This is a genomic window from Streptomyces phaeochromogenes (assembly GCF_001418655.1).
GTDB classification, from domain to species: Bacteria; Actinomycetota; Actinomycetes; order Streptomycetales; family Streptomycetaceae; genus Streptomyces; species Streptomyces phaeochromogenes.
The window spans coordinates 80,780-95,437 of the sequence record NZ_LIQZ01000146.1; the positions used below are offsets into that span (position 1 = coordinate 80,780).

General features: G+C 71.3%; 11 protein-coding genes. 6 read left to right on the plus strand and 5 right to left on the minus strand.

Annotation, left to right across the window (positions count from 1 at the left end; translation table 11 throughout):
• Positions 1-75: 75 nt before the first annotated feature.
• From AOK17_RS20255 to AOK17_RS20275, 5 genes are all read right to left on the minus strand, one after another.
• The gene (locus AOK17_RS20255; protein ID WP_055613917.1) at positions 76-696 is read right to left on the minus strand and encodes a GTP-binding protein; all 621 of its coding nucleotides are present in this window, start codon (positions 694-696) and stop codon (positions 76-78) included.
• Complete coding sequence (locus AOK17_RS20260) at positions 677-1,087, minus strand: DUF742 domain-containing protein (RefSeq protein WP_055613918.1); 411 nt, start codon at positions 1,085-1,087, stop codon at positions 677-679. The genes AOK17_RS20255 and AOK17_RS20260 overlap by 20 nt, the downstream gene beginning before the upstream one ends.
• Positions 1,084-1,491 carry a roadblock/LC7 domain-containing protein gene (locus AOK17_RS20265; protein ID WP_055613919.1) on the minus strand — a complete coding sequence of 136 codons (408 nt, stop codon included), beginning with the start codon at positions 1,489-1,491 and terminating at the stop codon, positions 1,084-1,086. Before AOK17_RS20265 ends, AOK17_RS20260 begins: the two co-directional genes overlap by 4 nt.
• Positions 1,488-3,125 (minus strand): ATP-binding protein, encoded by a 1,638-nt coding sequence (locus AOK17_RS20270; RefSeq protein ID WP_055613920.1) that lies wholly within the window; start codon positions 3,123-3,125, stop codon positions 1,488-1,490. The genes AOK17_RS20265 and AOK17_RS20270 overlap by 4 nt, the downstream gene beginning before the upstream one ends.
• Before the next feature lie 342 nt (positions 3,126-3,467).
• Complete coding sequence (locus tag AOK17_RS20275; RefSeq protein ID WP_055613921.1) at positions 3,468-4,091, minus strand: TetR/AcrR family transcriptional regulator; 624 nt, start codon at positions 4,089-4,091, stop codon at positions 3,468-3,470.
• Between the two features lie 179 nt (positions 4,092-4,270).
• Here AOK17_RS20275 and AOK17_RS20280 point away from each other — a divergent pair, with 179 nt between their 5' ends.
• The 6 genes from AOK17_RS20280 to AOK17_RS20305 all read left to right on the plus strand — a co-directional run bounded on the left by AOK17_RS20280 (position 4,271) and on the right by AOK17_RS20305 (position 14,576).
• Positions 4,271-5,095: an urea amidolyase associated protein UAAP1 gene (locus tag AOK17_RS20280; RefSeq protein ID WP_055613922.1), complete on the plus strand. Its 825-nt coding sequence runs from the start codon at positions 4,271-4,273 to the stop codon at positions 5,093-5,095.
• Positions 5,092-5,706, plus strand: coding sequence for an urea amidolyase associated protein UAAP2 (locus tag AOK17_RS20285; protein ID WP_055613923.1), 615 nt, complete (start codon positions 5,092-5,094; stop codon positions 5,704-5,706). Before AOK17_RS20280 ends, AOK17_RS20285 begins: the two co-directional genes overlap by 4 nt.
• A complete protein-coding gene (gene uca, locus AOK17_RS20290) occupies positions 5,703-9,305 on the plus strand; it encodes an urea carboxylase (RefSeq protein ID WP_055613924.1) in 3,603 nt (1,200 codons plus the stop codon). The genes AOK17_RS20285 and uca overlap by 4 nt, the downstream gene beginning before the upstream one ends.
• Before the next feature lie 213 nt (positions 9,306-9,518).
• Entirely contained in the window at positions 9,519-11,198 is a 1,680-nt protein-coding gene (gene atzF, locus AOK17_RS20295) for an allophanate hydrolase (RefSeq protein ID WP_055613925.1), read from the plus strand.
• Between the two features lie 334 nt (positions 11,199-11,532).
• Positions 11,533-13,845: an MMPL family transporter gene (locus tag AOK17_RS20300; RefSeq protein WP_079053156.1), complete on the plus strand. Its 2,313-nt coding sequence runs from the start codon at positions 11,533-11,535 to the stop codon at positions 13,843-13,845.
• A 122-nt stretch (positions 13,846-13,967) separates the two neighbouring features.
• Positions 13,968-14,576, plus strand: a complete 609-nt coding sequence (locus AOK17_RS20305) for a response regulator transcription factor (protein ID WP_055613927.1) — start codon at positions 13,968-13,970, stop codon at positions 14,574-14,576.
• Positions 14,577-14,658: the final 82 nt, after the last annotated feature.

Here is a 14,658-nt window from a genome sequence, read left to right on the forward strand (position 1 = left end):
CGGGACGACACGGCTCCCGGCCCTGGGGACTCGTACGGCGTGCGGTTCAGGGAACCGGTCGAACCGGTACCGGGCTCATGTCGACGCCCCCGTCATCGTCAGGGAGTGCAGGAAGCGCATGAGGGTCATCAGGACGTCCCGGCTGGAGGCCCGGCGCCGCACGTCGCAGCGGATGATCGGGATCTCCTCGGCCAGGTCGAGCGCCTGGCGCAGCTCCTCGACGGCGTACCGGGGTGCGTCGGGGAAGTCGTTGACCGCGACGACGAAGGGCACGCCGCGCTCCTCCAGGCGTCCCATCACGTCGAAGCTGACCTCCAGCCGACGGGTGTCGATCAGGACGACCGCGCCGAGCGCGCCCTCGAACAGCCCGTTCCACAGGAACCAGAAGCGCTCCTGGCCGGGGGTGCCGAAGAGGTAGAGCACCAGCTCGTCCGTGACGCTGATGCGGCCGAAGTCCATGGCCACGGTGGTGGCCGTCTTGGACTTGGAGCCGAAGTTGTCGTCGACTCCGATGCCGGCCTGCGTCATGGTCTCCTCGGTCGTCAGCGGCTTGATCTCGCTGACGGAGCCCACCATGGTCGTTTTTCCGACGCCGAAACCGCCCACGATCACGATCTTCACGGCGGCCTGCGCGGTGCCCGGCAGGTGGTCCTCGGTCCGTGGCCCCGTGATGGTGTCAGAGTTTTTGAAGTCCATGCATCACCGCTTCGAGGAGGGAACGGTCGGCCCGCGCCTGCCTGACGACCGGTGCGCGTGCCTGTACGAGTTCGGCCGTCAGCAGCTCGGTGAGCAGGACGGTCACCACGCTGATCGGCAGGTTGAGATAGGCCGAGATCTCGGCCACGGACAGCGGGGCCTGACAGATCCGGAGCAGCGCCGACTGCTCCGGCGCGGCGGAGTGCGGCGGATCGGCGCGCGCCACGATTAACGTGACGAGGTCGATGGGAGCCCGCTCGCAGTCCTCGCCGGTGAGGATGTACAGCCGCTCGGGTGGGCGGTCCCCCGCACCGGCCTGGGGCCCTTCCACGGCCGGCGGGGGAGGTTGCTCCTGCTTGGGTTTGCGCCGTCGGCGTTGCGGAGGCGTCATACGGTCTGCCCGTTCCGCCGCGGCGGACTGGTGAGATGGGAGCCGATCCGGTCGACGAGGTCGCGCATGCGGTTGCTCATCAGCCCGGGCTCCGCGGTCTCGTTGGCGAGCACCGCGAGATAGGCGTTGGACCCGGCGGCCATCAGGTAGAAGTAGCCGCCGTTGATCTCGATGATGACCATCCGCATCTGGCCGTCGCTCTGCGGGATCTCGCCGGCGACGGCCCCGGCCAGACTCTGCAGGCCCGCGCAGGCCGCGGCGACGCGGTCGGCGGTGTCCGGGTCGCCGCCGAAGCGGGCGATCCGCAGGCCGTCGGCGGAGAGCACGACGATCTGCTGGATGCCGGGTACGCCGTCGGCCAGGTCCTTGAGCATCCAGTCGAAGTTGGCTCGCTGCTGGATCACTTGAGATCCCCTTCGTCGTCGGCGTCGGTGCGGGCCGGCTCGTTGTTCACGGTGGAAGCGGTGGACGCCGTCGGGTCGTCCGGGTTCCGGGTGAAGGCGTTCGGGTCCGGGTCGCGCTTGAGGCCGGCCATGAACGCCTCGACCCACATGCCGGGCGGGGGCAGCTCCTTCGCCGGTTCGGGCTCGGGCTGCCACACGGGCGCGGCGGCCATGGCGGCCTCGGCCGCGGCCTCCGCGGCGGCGGCCTCGGCCATCCGCTGGCTGAGCGGGGTCTTCATCCGGCTGCGGCGCTGCGGCAGGCCGTTCGGCGTCCACTCGGTGACGACGGGGACGTCGTCCTCCATGCCCGGGTCCATCTCCTCCGCGGAGCTCGGGACCCGCGGTCCGGTGGTGGGGCGACGGCGTTTGGGCTTGCGGTTGGGGCCTTCGACACCACCGGTGTCCATGGTGGGCACGGCGGCTGCGCCGATGCCGTGGGCGAGTCCGGGAGCGGGCTCGATGCTGAGCATGTCGCGCGGTACGACGATCACGGCGCGGACCCCGCCGTACGCGGACTGCCGGAGCGCGATGTGCATCTTGTACATCGTCGACAGACGGCCGACGACGGCGAGGCCGAGACGCGGACTGTCGCCGAGTTCCTGCAGGTCGACGCTTGCCTGGGCCTTGGCGAGCATGTCCTCGACCTTGGCGCGGGACTCCTCGCTGAGGCTGACGCCGCCGTCCTCGATCTCGATGGCGATGCCGGTCTGTACCTCGACGGCGGTGACGTGCACCTTGGTGTGCGGCGGCGAGTAGCGCGTCGCGTTGTCGAGGAGTTCGGCGCAGGCGTGGATGACCGGTTCGACGGAGACGCCGTTGACGTTGGCCTTGGCGATCGAGTGCAGCTCGATGCGCCGGTAGTCCAGGATGCGGGACATCGCGCCACGCAGCACGCTGTACAGCGGCACGGGCTTGGGCCACACACGTCCGGGACGGCTGCCGCCGAGGACGGCGATGGAGTCGGCTAGGCGGCCGATCAGCGCGGTGCCGTGGTCGATGCGCAGGAGGTCGTCGAAGACCTCGGGGTTGCGCCCGTGGTCCTCCTCCATCTCCCGGAGTTCCTTGTTCTGCTGGTGGACGATCGCCTGGACACGCCGGGCGATGTTGACGAAGGACCGCTGCGAGGAGTCGCGCAGCGCTTCCTCACGGTCGACGATCTCGAGCACCATGTGCACCAAGTCGCGCTGCGACTTGGGGAGTTCGCCCCACTCGGCGTCGCCGTCGATTTCATTGCGAATCACCTCGTCGGGGGATTCTCCGCACTGCAGGCGGTACAGCGCGGCAGGCAGGATCTCCGTGCCCAGCCGGGTGAACTCCTGGTCGTGGGCAGCGATCCGCTGCTCCAGGCAGGCGGTCCTCCGAGCGTGCTCGGCACGCAGGTCACGGACCATACGGCCGCGGCGCACCGCGACGGCCGCGACCGCGATCACCAGGAGAGTCGCGCCTGCTCCGCACAAGCCGACGGCGATCCGGGCCGACCCCGTCACCAGGGCGACACCGGTCCCGGTCACCGCGGCCATCAGTATCGCCGGCAGCAGCAGCACGCGCGCGTAGGGAAGTTCACGGCCACCGGGAGGCGATTGAACACTCACCATGTATGCCCTCTGAGACAAATCGGCTGAAGGTCGGGGAACTTGCTGGGGGTTTATCTGCGAATCAAACTGGATCTTCAGTATCTTTTGGAACAAGCGCACGAATACACCCCAACTTGGTGCGCTGCGGGCGAGCTTAGTCCGACCGGATCATCGCCGTGTCATATTCAGCAAGCACCTGAAATCACCCTCGCGACAGGAGTACGCTCTGCCCCATTTACACGCAGCGACATCATTCGCACACGGTGCGTGACCGCGTACGGGCATACGAAAACCCCTCATCAGAAGGGGTGAGAGACCGCCTGGGGGCCGGGTTCCGACCCGATTTCCTGCCCGGCTTCCGGGTCAGATTCCGGCGATGCGCAGGGCCGCGTCCGCGGTGGCTTCGGCGAAGGCCGAGACGGGTCGCTCGGGATCGGAGCGGTGCACGAGGATCACCCCTTCGATGAGACCGAAGAGCAGATCGGTGCGAAGGTCCAGCTCACTCTTGGCGAGCGCGCCGCCCGCCTCGGTCGCGGCGAGCAACTGCCGGTAGGCGTCCTTGAGTTCGGCCCGTACGGCGTGGAAGCCGGCGAAACGCTCCGAGTGGACCTCGGGCAGCAGATAGAGCCCGCCGAGGTTGTGCGAGCCGCCGCAGAGCAGCTCGACGTCCGTGCGGCACAGATCCCAGAGCCGGTCCGCGGCGGGGGCGTCGTGCTCGGCGAGGAGCTGCCGGGCGAAGGCCAGCGAGGGCGTGACGGTGGACTCCAGGAGCGCGGCGAGGAGCTCCTCCTTGCCGGACACGTAGTGGTACATGGACGCCTGGCGCATACCCGCCCGCTCGGCGACGGCCCGGGTGGTGGTGGCCGCGTACCCCCGTGTCGTGAACAGCTCCGCGGCGGCGGCGAGCAGTTCGTCGCGCGGCGAGAGGCCGCTGTCCGGCCGCTGCTCGGCGCGCGGCCTGCCCACTCGTCGCCCACTGGAACCCATGTGTTCGATCCTCGCACACCGCCCCATCAGGCGATCTCGGTGAGGGATCGGTAACGGGGCCGCAACCCGCGGGCAACGGCGGCGACCCGCCCGGCTCCTAATTTCTGTCGGGCGACAGAAATACGAGCACCCGCTCGACCGCACCCATGACCGACCACTGCCGAGCCGGAGGTCCCGCGATGGCGACAGCGACCACTTACGGAGCCCGCGCGCATGCCCGCGCCCAGGAGGGCACCCGCGCCGAGGCCATGCCCGTCGTCCCGGCGAGTGCCTGGCCCGCGCCGCCGTGCGAGGCGGGCCACCTCGTGTGGGCGGAGACGGTGGCGGGCGGCAACTACACGCACAAGGTGCTGGCACGCGGCACGGAGCTGCGGCTGACCGACCTGTCGGGCGACGCCTGCGCCCATCTGCTCCTCTTCGCCGCCGACCGGCCGTGGGAGCGCCTGAACGTGGCCGACACGGTGAAGGTGCAGTGGAACGCCTACCTCGGCGAGGGCCAGTTGCTCCTCTCCGACCAGGGCCGCGTCCTCGCCTCGGTGATCGCCGACACCTCCGGACGGCACGACGCGCTGTGCGGCACCTCCGGTCTCGTACGGAACACGGAGCGGTACGGGGACGGGACGCCGCAGTCCGAATCGCCCGCCGGGCGTGAGCTGTTCAAGCTGGCGGCGGCCAAGAACGGGCTGGCGCCGCGTGATCTGCCGCCGTCGCTGTCCTTCTTCCAGGGCGTGGAGGTACGCGAGGACGGCTCCCTGGACTTCACCGGTTCGGCCGGTCCCGGGACGAGCGTGACGCTGCGCACCGAGCAGGACGTCACGGTGCTGCTGGCCAACGTGCCCCACCCGGCCGACCCCCGCGAGGCCTACACGAGCACTCCGCTGGAGGTACTGGCCTGGCGCGCCGAGGCCACCCGGTCGGGCGATCCGCTGTGGGACGCCACGCCCGAGGGCCACCGCGCCTTCCTCAACACCGCCGAGTTCCTTGCCGCGAGGGGGATCGCATGAGCGAGCAGACCGTCGAGAAGACCACCGTCGCGGCCCGGGCCGCCTGGTCGGCCGTCGTCCGCGCGGGCGCCACGCTCACCATCACGGACCTGCACGGCAACCAGGCCGTCGACTTCCTCGTGTACGACGCCGGGGACACGGCCGTGCGGTACAGCGCGCCCGACACGATCCAGGCGCAGGGGAACATCTTCCTGACCACGGGCAGTGTGCTCATGTCGAACGAGCACACGCCGCTGATGACGGTCGTCGCGGACGACGTCGGCCGGCACGACACGGTCGGCGGCGCCTGCTCCAAGGAGTCGAACACCCTGCGGTACGGGCACCACACCTGGTCCCAGCACGCCTGCGTGGACAACTTCCTCGCGGAAGGCGCCCGTCACGGCCTCGGCAAGCGCGACCTGGTCTCCAACATCAACTGGTACATGAACGTGCCGGTCGAGAAGGACGGCACCCTCGGCATCGTCGACGGCATCTCGGCACCGGGCCTCTCGCTGACCCTCCGCGCCGAGCGCGACGTGCTCGTGCTGGTCTCCAACTGCCCCCAGATCAACAACCCTTGCAACGGCTTCGAGCCGACAGCGGTGGAGATGACGATCGGGGCTCCCGAATGAGCGGCGACGGAGGGACCCACTTCGACACGCTCCTCGTCGCCAACCGGGGCGAGATCGCGGTCCGGATCATCCGTACGGCAAGGGAGTTGGGCCTGCGCACGGTCGCGGTGTACTCCGACGCCGACCGCTCGGCACCCCATGTGCGGCTCGCCGACGAGGCCGTACGGCTGGGGCCCGCGCCCGCCAAGGAGTCGTATCTCGACGCGGATCTCGTCCTGCGGGCGGCGAAGGACACCGGCGCCGGGGCGATCCACCCGGGTTACGGCTTCCTGTCCGAGGACGCGGCGTTCGCGCGGCGCTGCCAGGACGCGGGGATCGTGTTCGTGGGGCCCACGCCGGAGCAGCTGGAGCTGTTCGGGGCGAAGCACACGGCCCGGGCGGCGGCCGAGGCGGCCGGGGTGCCGCTGGCACCGGGGACGGGCCTGCTCGCGGACGTCGACGAGGCGCTGCGCCGGGCCGAGACCATCGGCTACCCGGTGATGCTCAAGGCGACCGGCGGCGGAGGCGGCATCGGCATGTCCGCGTGCCGCTCGGCGGAGGACCTCCGTGACGCCTGGGAGCGGGTGCAGCGCGTCGCCGCGGCCTCCTTCTCCTCCGCGGGTGTCTTCCTGGAGCGGCTCGTCGAGCACGCCCGCCATGTCGAGGTGCAGGTGTTCGGCGACGGCGAGGGCCGTGTCGTCACCTTCGGCGACCGCGACTGCTCGCTCCAGCGCCGCAACCAGAAGGTCGTGGAGGAGGCACCGGCGCCTGGCCTGCCGTCCCGGGTGCGGGAGCAACTGGCCGATTCCGCCCGGGACTTGTGCGCGAGCGTCGGCTACCGCTCCGCCGGCACGGTCGAGTTCGTCTATGACGCGGCCCGCGCGGAGGCGTACTTCCTGGAGGTCAACACCCGGCTCCAGGTGGAACATCCGGTCACCGAGGAGATCTACGGCGTCGACCTCGTCGCGTGGATGCTGCGCCTTGCCCGCGGCGACTCCGATGTCGTACGCGATCCCGGGGCGCCGCGCGGTCACGCCGTCGAGGCGCGGGTGTACGCCGAGGACCCGTCACGCGAACACCGGCCCAGCGCGGGCCTGTTGACGCGGGTCGAGTTCCCGCGAGGTGTGCGCGTGGACGGCTGGATCGAGACGGGTACGGAAGTCACGACGGCGTACGACCCGATGCTCGCGAAGGTCGTCGCGTACGGCTCCGACCGGGCGCACGCGCTGGAGCGGCTGGACGAGGCGCTGGCCAGGACGCGGGTGGACGGTATCGAGACGAACCTCGGCCTGGTGCGGGCCGCGCTGTCGGACCCGGCCTTCCGGGCGGCGGCGCACTCCACGGCCACCCTCGCCGCGGTGAGCGATCCGACGCCGCGGATCGAGGTCGTCTCCGGCGGAACGCTGACCACGGTCCAGGACTGGCCGGGCCGGACCGGCTACTGGCAGGTGGGCGTGCCGCCGTGCGGGCCGATGGACGACCTGTCCTTCCGGCTCGGCAACCGGGCGCTCGGCAACGACGAGGGCGCTCCCGGCCTCGAATGCACCTTGCAGGGACCGGCGTTGAGGTTCACACATCCGACGACCGTGTGCGTCACGGGTGCTCCGGCGCCGGTGACGGTCGACGGAACGGCGGTCCCGCAGTGGGAGCCGGTGACGGTGCCCGCGGGCGGTCTGCTGGAGGTGGGCGCACCCTCGGAGCACGGGCTGCGGACGTACGTACTCCTCGCCGGCGGCGGCCTGGACGTGCCCGCCTTCCTGGGGAGCGCCTCGACGTTCACGCTGGGCCGGTTCGGCGGGCACGGCGGGCGGGCGTTGCGGACGGGGGATGTGCTGCACGGGGGCGCTGCGCAGCCTTTGCCTTCGCGCGGTGAGCCGATTCCCGTGCTCACTCCAGTTCCTGCCGGCGAGCGGCCGGTGTTCGGTTCCGAGTGGTGGGTCGGTGCGCTCGAAGGGCCGCACGCCGCACCGGAGTTCTTCACCGAGGAGGACATCCGCGACTTCTACGCGGCCGAGTGGAAGGTGCACTTCAACTCGGCGCGTACGGGCGTACGGCTGGTCGGTCCCAAGCCCCGCTGGGCGCGCACCGACGGCGGCGAGGCGGGCCTGCATCCCTCCAACATCCATGACACGCCCTACTCGGTCGGCGCGGTCGACTACACGGGCGACATGCCGGTGCTGCTCGGCCCCGACGGGCCCTCGCTGGGCGGGTTCGTGTGCCCGGCGACCATCGCGAAGGGTCAGCGGTGGAAGCTGGGGCAGCTGCGGCCCGGGGACACGGTGCGGTTCGTGCCGGTGACCGTGCCCGAGGCCGCGCGACTGCGGCGTACCCCGGCTGCATCGCCGGTCGCGGACCGTGCGGAGATCGCCGACGGCGGCGTACTGGCCCGGGACGCCGCCGTGACGTACCGGCGCAGCGGTGACGACAACCTACTCGTGGAGTTCGGGCCCATGCAGCTCGACCTGGCGCTGCGGATGAGGGTGCACGCGCTGATGGAGGCGGTGTCGGCGGCGGGGATGCCCGGCATCACGGACATCACGCCCGGCATCCGTTCGCTCCAGATCCAGACGGACCCGGACGAGCTCCCGCAGCCCGAACTCCTGCGCCTGGTAAGGGAGATCGTCACCTCGCTGCCACCCGCCGACCAGCTCGTCGTTCCGTCGCGGACCGTGCATCTCCCGCTCTCCTGGGACGATCCTGCGACCCGCGAGGCCATCGCCCGCTATATGGCCGGCGTGCGTGACGACGCGCCCTGGTGCCCGTGGAACATCGAGTTCATCCGCCGCGTCAACGGTCTCGACTCGGTCGAGGACGTGTACCGGACGGTGTTCGACGCCGAGTACCTGGTCCTGGGCCTCGGAGACGTCTATCTGGGGGCGCCGGTGGCGACGCCGCTCGACCCGCGGCACCGGCTCGTCACCACGAAGTACAACCCGGCGCGCACGTGGACTGCCGAGAACTCGGTGGGCATCGGCGGGGCGTACCTGTGCATCTACGGGATGGAGGGGCCAGGCGGCTACCAGTTCGTCGGCCGTACGACGCAGGTGTGGTCCGGGTGGCAGCAGCGGGGCGCGTTCGAGCCGGGCTCGCCCTGGCTGCTGCGCTTCTTCGACCGGATCAAGTGGTACCCGGTGGACGCGGACGAACTGCTGGACCTGCGCTCCGACATCACCTCGGGCCGCTTCGTCCCGAGGATCGAGGAGGGCACGTTCTCCCTCGCCTCGTACGAGGCCTTCCTCGCCGAGAACGCCGACGCGATCGAGGAGTTCCGCACCCGGCAGGGCACGGCCTTCTCCGCGGAGCGCGACGCCTGGGAGGCGGCGGGCGAGTTCACCCGTGCGGAGGCTGTGGCGGCTCCGGTGGCCGCCGCCGTGCAGGTGACAGTGCCTCCGGGCGCCCGCCTGGTCGAAGCCGAATTCGCCGCCTCGGTATGGCAACTCAACGTCCAACCGGGCGACACGGTCGCGCAGGGCCAGCCCCTGCTGGCCCTGGAGGCCATGAAGATGGAGTCCCGAGTCCCCTCCCCCATGGACGGAGTGGTCCTGGACCTCCTGGCCAAACCGGGCGACCAGGTGGAAGCGGGCACGGCATTGGCGGTGGTGGGCCCACCGCAGCACTGAGACCCCGCGCCGTGCGTCTACGGGCAGGCGGCGCACCCACCCGCCTGTGCGCAGACAGCCCGCCCGCCTGTCTGAGCGCAGGCGCTCCCGCCCGTCCGTGGGCAGGCGCCCCACCCGCCACAGTCTGTGGGCAGGCGTTCCGCAGGGCGGAACGGGTGGGCACAGACGACCACCGGCCGGCAGCCGACAACGAAACCCCCGTAAGGAGCACAGATGTCGCCCCAGACCCAGCCCCACGCAGTGGCCCGCGTTCGCGCGGCCTACGCCCGTATCGAGGCCACAGCCCGCCCCGAGGTCTGGATCGACCTGCGCCCCCAGGCAGAGGTCGAGGAGGAGGCCCGAGCCATCGACACCCGCCTCGCCGCAGGCGAACACCTCCCCCTCGCAGGCAAGCTCTTCGCCGCGAAGGGCAACATCGACGTGGCGGGCCTCCCCACCACGGCAGGCTGCCCGGCCTACGCATACCGCCCGCAGACGGACGCCCCGGTGGTAGCCCGCCTCCGCGCGGCAGGCGCGATCCCCCTGGGCACCACCAATCTGGACCAGTTCGCCACAGGCCTGGTCGGCACCCGCTCCCCCCACGGCCCCGTCCGCAACGCCATCGCCCCCGAAAGAATCAGCGGCGGCTCCAGCTCAGGAAGCGCGGTAGCCGTAGCCCTCGGCATCGTGGACCTCGCCCTGGGCACGGACACCGCGGGCAGCGGCCGCATCCCCGCCGCCTTCAACGGCATCGTCGGCCTCAAGCCGACCCGGGGCCTCGTCCCCACGGGCGGCGTGGTCCCGGCCTGCGCCACCCTCGACTGCGTGACGGTCTTCGCCCGCACCCTCCAGGAGGCGGAACAGGCCCTGGCGCACATGACCTCCCCGCCCGCCCGCGACCTCCCCGCACTCCCACAGCGCACTCCAGGCCCATGGCGCATCGCCGTCCCGCCCCGCGAACAGCTCGGCGAGCTGGACGAGGGCTGGGCGGAGGCGTACGAGGAGGCCGCAGCCCAACTCCGCGCGGCGGGAGCCGAGTTGCTCCCCCTCGACCTCGCCCCGTTCACCGAAGCCGCCGCGATGCTCTACGAGGGTGCCTTCGTGGCCGAGCGCTACACCGCCGTGGGGGGCTTTGTCGACAAGTTGCTCTCCGAGGGCGGCGCCGGCCTCGACCCGACGGTCGCCGGCATCATCACCCGCGCCCGCGACATCCCGGCCCACCAGCTCTTCGCCGACCAGGACCGGCTGGCGGCCCTGCGCACCCGCGCCCTGGCGGAGCTCGGCGACGCGGACGCCCTGCTCCTCCCGACGGCCCCCGGTCACCCCACGCTCGCCGAGGTCGCCGCCGACCCGCTCGGCTCCAACGCCCGGCTCGGCCGCTTCACCAACTCCACGAACCTCTTCGACCTGGCGGCCGTGGCCGTCCCGGCGGGCGAGGTGGCGGGCCTCCCGTTCGGTGTGATGCTGATCGGGCCGGCCTTCACCGACGAACGCCTCGCCCGGATCGCCCGCACCCTGGAGGCACCGACGACCCGGATCGCCGTGGTCGGCGCCCACCTTTCGGGCCAGCCGCTCAACGGCCAACTCCTCTCCCTGGGAGCCCGGTTGGAACGTACGACCAGGACCGCGCCCGTCTACCGGCTGCACGCCCTGTCGACCGAACCGCCCAAGCCGGGCCTCGTCCACGTGGGCGAGGGCGGCGCCGCGATCGAGGCCGAGGTGTGGCGGCTGCCCGCCGAGGGGCTCGGCCGCCTGCTCGCCGCGCTGCCCCGACCAATGGCCCTGGGCCGGGTCGAACTGGCCGACGGCGACGAGGCACCCGGCTTCCTCTGCGAGCCGGGCGCGCTGGACGGCGCGCGGGACATCACGGAGTACGGAGGATGGCGTGCGTATCTGAACTCCGCCGACGAGTGACACACCCCGGCACCGGACCGGCCACGACTGCACCGGACCGACCGCGACGAGACACAACCCCTCTGCGCAACCGACCACTGCGTGACGAGCCCCCTTCTCAACCGATCGCGGCGTGACGAGCCCCTGCTCAAGCAGCCCCGCGTCACGCGGCCCTTCCACTCAACCGGCCGCCGCGTGACCCAACCTCTGTGCTCAGTCAGCCGCCGCGCGACCCGACCCCTTCACCCAGCCCGCCAACGCGCGCCCCGGCCCCTGCCCCCGACCCAGCCGACCCTTTAGCCCCTCACCGGACGATCGTCTTTCGCGAGAGCGACCGTCCAGGAGGGCAGGGCCGATGACACCGCAGACATCGCCGACTTCGCAGACATCGCCGAGTTCGCCGACCTCTTCGTCGCCACAGTCCGCAGCCGGGCCGCGGGGGCGGGTCGCCCGCGCGGTGAGCACCCGGCCGCGTCTGCTGCTCCTCCTGATACTGCTGCTCACCGCGGGCGCGGTCCTGGTCGGCGGCGGGGTCGCCGAACGCATGAGCAGCGGCGGCTCACAGATCCCGGGCTCCGAATCCTCGTACGCGACAGCCGAGTTGGAGCGCCGCTGGCCCGCCTCGCAGCCGAATCTCCTGCTGCTCGTGTCGCCGCGCGACGGGTCCCGGGACGTCGACGACCCGGCCGTCGCCTCGGCGGCGCACGACCTGGCCCGCCAACTGGCGGACGAGAACACCGTGTTGGGCGTGGTCTCGTACTGGCAGGCCAAGGACACCGCGCTGCGCGCCCGCGACGGCGGCGAGGCGCTGATCACCGCCCGTATCAAGGGCGACGAGGACGCGGTCGACGACGCGCTGGAGGCTCTGGAGCCGCGCTACCAGGGCACGCACGGCGCGGTCGACGTACGGCTCGGCGGCCCGGCGGCGGTGCGGCACGCCTCCCAGGAGGTGATCGCCGACGACCTCGTACGAGCCGAAGTCATCGCGCTGCCGGTCACGTTGGTGCTGCTGGTCGTGGTGTTCGGCAGCGCGGTCGCGGCAGCCCTGCCCCTGCTGGTGGGGATCGTGTCGGTGCTCGGCACGAACGCCGTACTGCGGGTGATCACCGAGTTCACGGACGTGTCGGTGTACGCGCAGAACCTCACGACGGCTCTCGGGCTCGGACTCGCCATCGACTACGCACTGTTCCTGGTACGACGTCATCGCGAGGAACTGGCGGCCGGCCATGATCCACGGGACGCGGTGGCCGTGACACTGCGGACCGCCGGGCGAACGGTGCTGTACTCGGCGCTGACCGTCGCCGTCTGCCTCGCTTCGATGCTGGTCTTCGAGCAGTACTTCCTGCGCTCCCTCGCGTACGCCGGTATCGCGGTCGTCCTCATCTCAGCCGCGGCCTCGCTCGTCGCGCTGCCCGCGGCGCTCGTGCTGCTCGGACACCGGGTCAACGCCCTGCGGCTGCCGGTCGGCAGGCGCGGCGGGAATCCGGGAGCGGGCTGGGCGCGGCTCGCCCGACTGGTGATGCGACGTGCCCCGCTGTTCGCGGTCGGCACGGTCGCCGTGCTGCTCGCACTCGGACTGCCCTTCAAGGACGTGCGGTTCGGCACGGCCGACGACCGTCAGCTCCCGTCGAGCACCGAAGCCCGGGTCGTACAGGAGGAGTTGAGGAACGAGTTCCCCGGCAGCCCGGGCAGCGCGCTGGCCGTACTCGTCGAGGGGAAGCCGGACGCCAAAGCACTCACGGAGTACAGCGGCGAGGTCTCGCGGCTGGCGCATGTCGTCCAAGTCGCGGGCCCCGCGGGGCGGTTCGTGGACGGGAAGCGCGTGGATGGGAAGCGCGTGGGCGGGAAGCGCGTGGGCGACGCGCCCCCGGCCGTCGGATTCGTCTCCGTACTGCACTCGGCGGAAAGCGCTTCACCGCAGAGTGTGAGTCTCGTAAAGAAGATCCGTGCGGTTCCGGCCTCGTTCGAGACCTCGGTGACCGGACCGGCCGCCGTGCTCGCCGACACCCAGCACGGTACGGCCGAGCGGCTGCCGTGGGCGCTCGCGGTCATCGCCGTCACGACGCTGATCCTGGCCTTCCTGCTCACCGGAAGCGTGCTGCTGCCGCTGCTCACCGTCGTCGTCAACGGGCTCAGTCTGACCGCGATGTTCGGGGCCGTGGTCTGGGTCTTCCAGGACGGGCACCTGTCCGGCCCGCTCGGTTTCACGCCCACCGGGGACATCGAGACGGCGCTGCCCGTGCTGATGTTCTGCGTGGCGTTCGGTCTGTCCATGGACTACGGGGTCTTCCTGGTCTCACGCATCAAGGAGGAGTACGAGCTCGGCGGCGACCACCGTGACGCGGTGGTCCTCGGCATCCGGCGCACCGGCGGGCTCATCACTGCGGCGGCGCTGATCCTGGCCGTGGTGATGGTGGCGATCGGCACCTCGCGCGTGACCAACATCAAGATGCTGGGCCTGGGCGTGGGGCTGGCCGTGCTGATGGACGCGATGGTCGTACGGGCCCTGCTGGTCCCCGCTGTGCTCCGGCTCACCGGGCGGGCGACCTGGTGGGCCCCGGCACCCCTGCGGCGGCTGCAGCGGCGGGTGGGGCTCGAAGAGGAGGCGCGTACGACGTATCCGGACATCCCCACGCGCACCGAGCGCCCCGTGAGTGGCCGGACCTGACCCCGGTACGCCCCTACAACGGACCCCTGCACACAAGTCCTGCACAACTCGGCTATATGACCCAACTAGACTTCCTCGCAAGGGGGTTGCGGAGTCGCGCCCGCGGGAGAGCTGGGGGCGGGTTGATACGGATTCTGCTGGCCGAGGACGTCTCGATGGTGCGCGGTGCGTTGGTGGCGCTGCTCAACCTCGAACCCGACCTGGAGGTCGTGGCAGAGGTGGACCGGGGCGACACGATCCTCTCGGCGGCACTTGCCGTACGGCCGGATGTGGCTGTCATCGACTACGACCTTCCGCACACGGACGGGATCACCGCGGCGGGGCAGTTGCACGAGCGGCTGCCCGGCTGCCGCACGGTGATCATCACCAGCCTCGGCAAGCCGGGGACGCTGCGGCGGGCGCTGGCCCAGCAGGTGGCCGGGTTCGTCCTCAAGGACTCACCCGCCTCCTACCTCGCCGAGGTCGTCCGCAAGGTGGCGGCCGGTGAGCGGGTCATCGACCAGCAGCTCGCGCTCTCCGCCTTCTCGGACGGCGAGTCGCCTCTCACGGGGCGCGAGACGGAGATCCTGCGTCTCGCGTCGCAGGGCGCGGACGCCACCGAGATCGCCGAGGCGCTCCATCTCTCCGTGGGCACGGTGCGGAACTATCTGACCTCCGTCGTCACGAAGCTCAACGCCCGCAATCGGGTCGATGCGGTTCGGATTGCTGCGGAGTCGGGGTGGCTGATGTGAGCGTTCGGGTGTGCGGGTCCATCGGGGTGCGGGTCGGTGGGAGGTGCGGGTCGGTCGGGGGTGCTCGCGCAGTTCCCCGCGC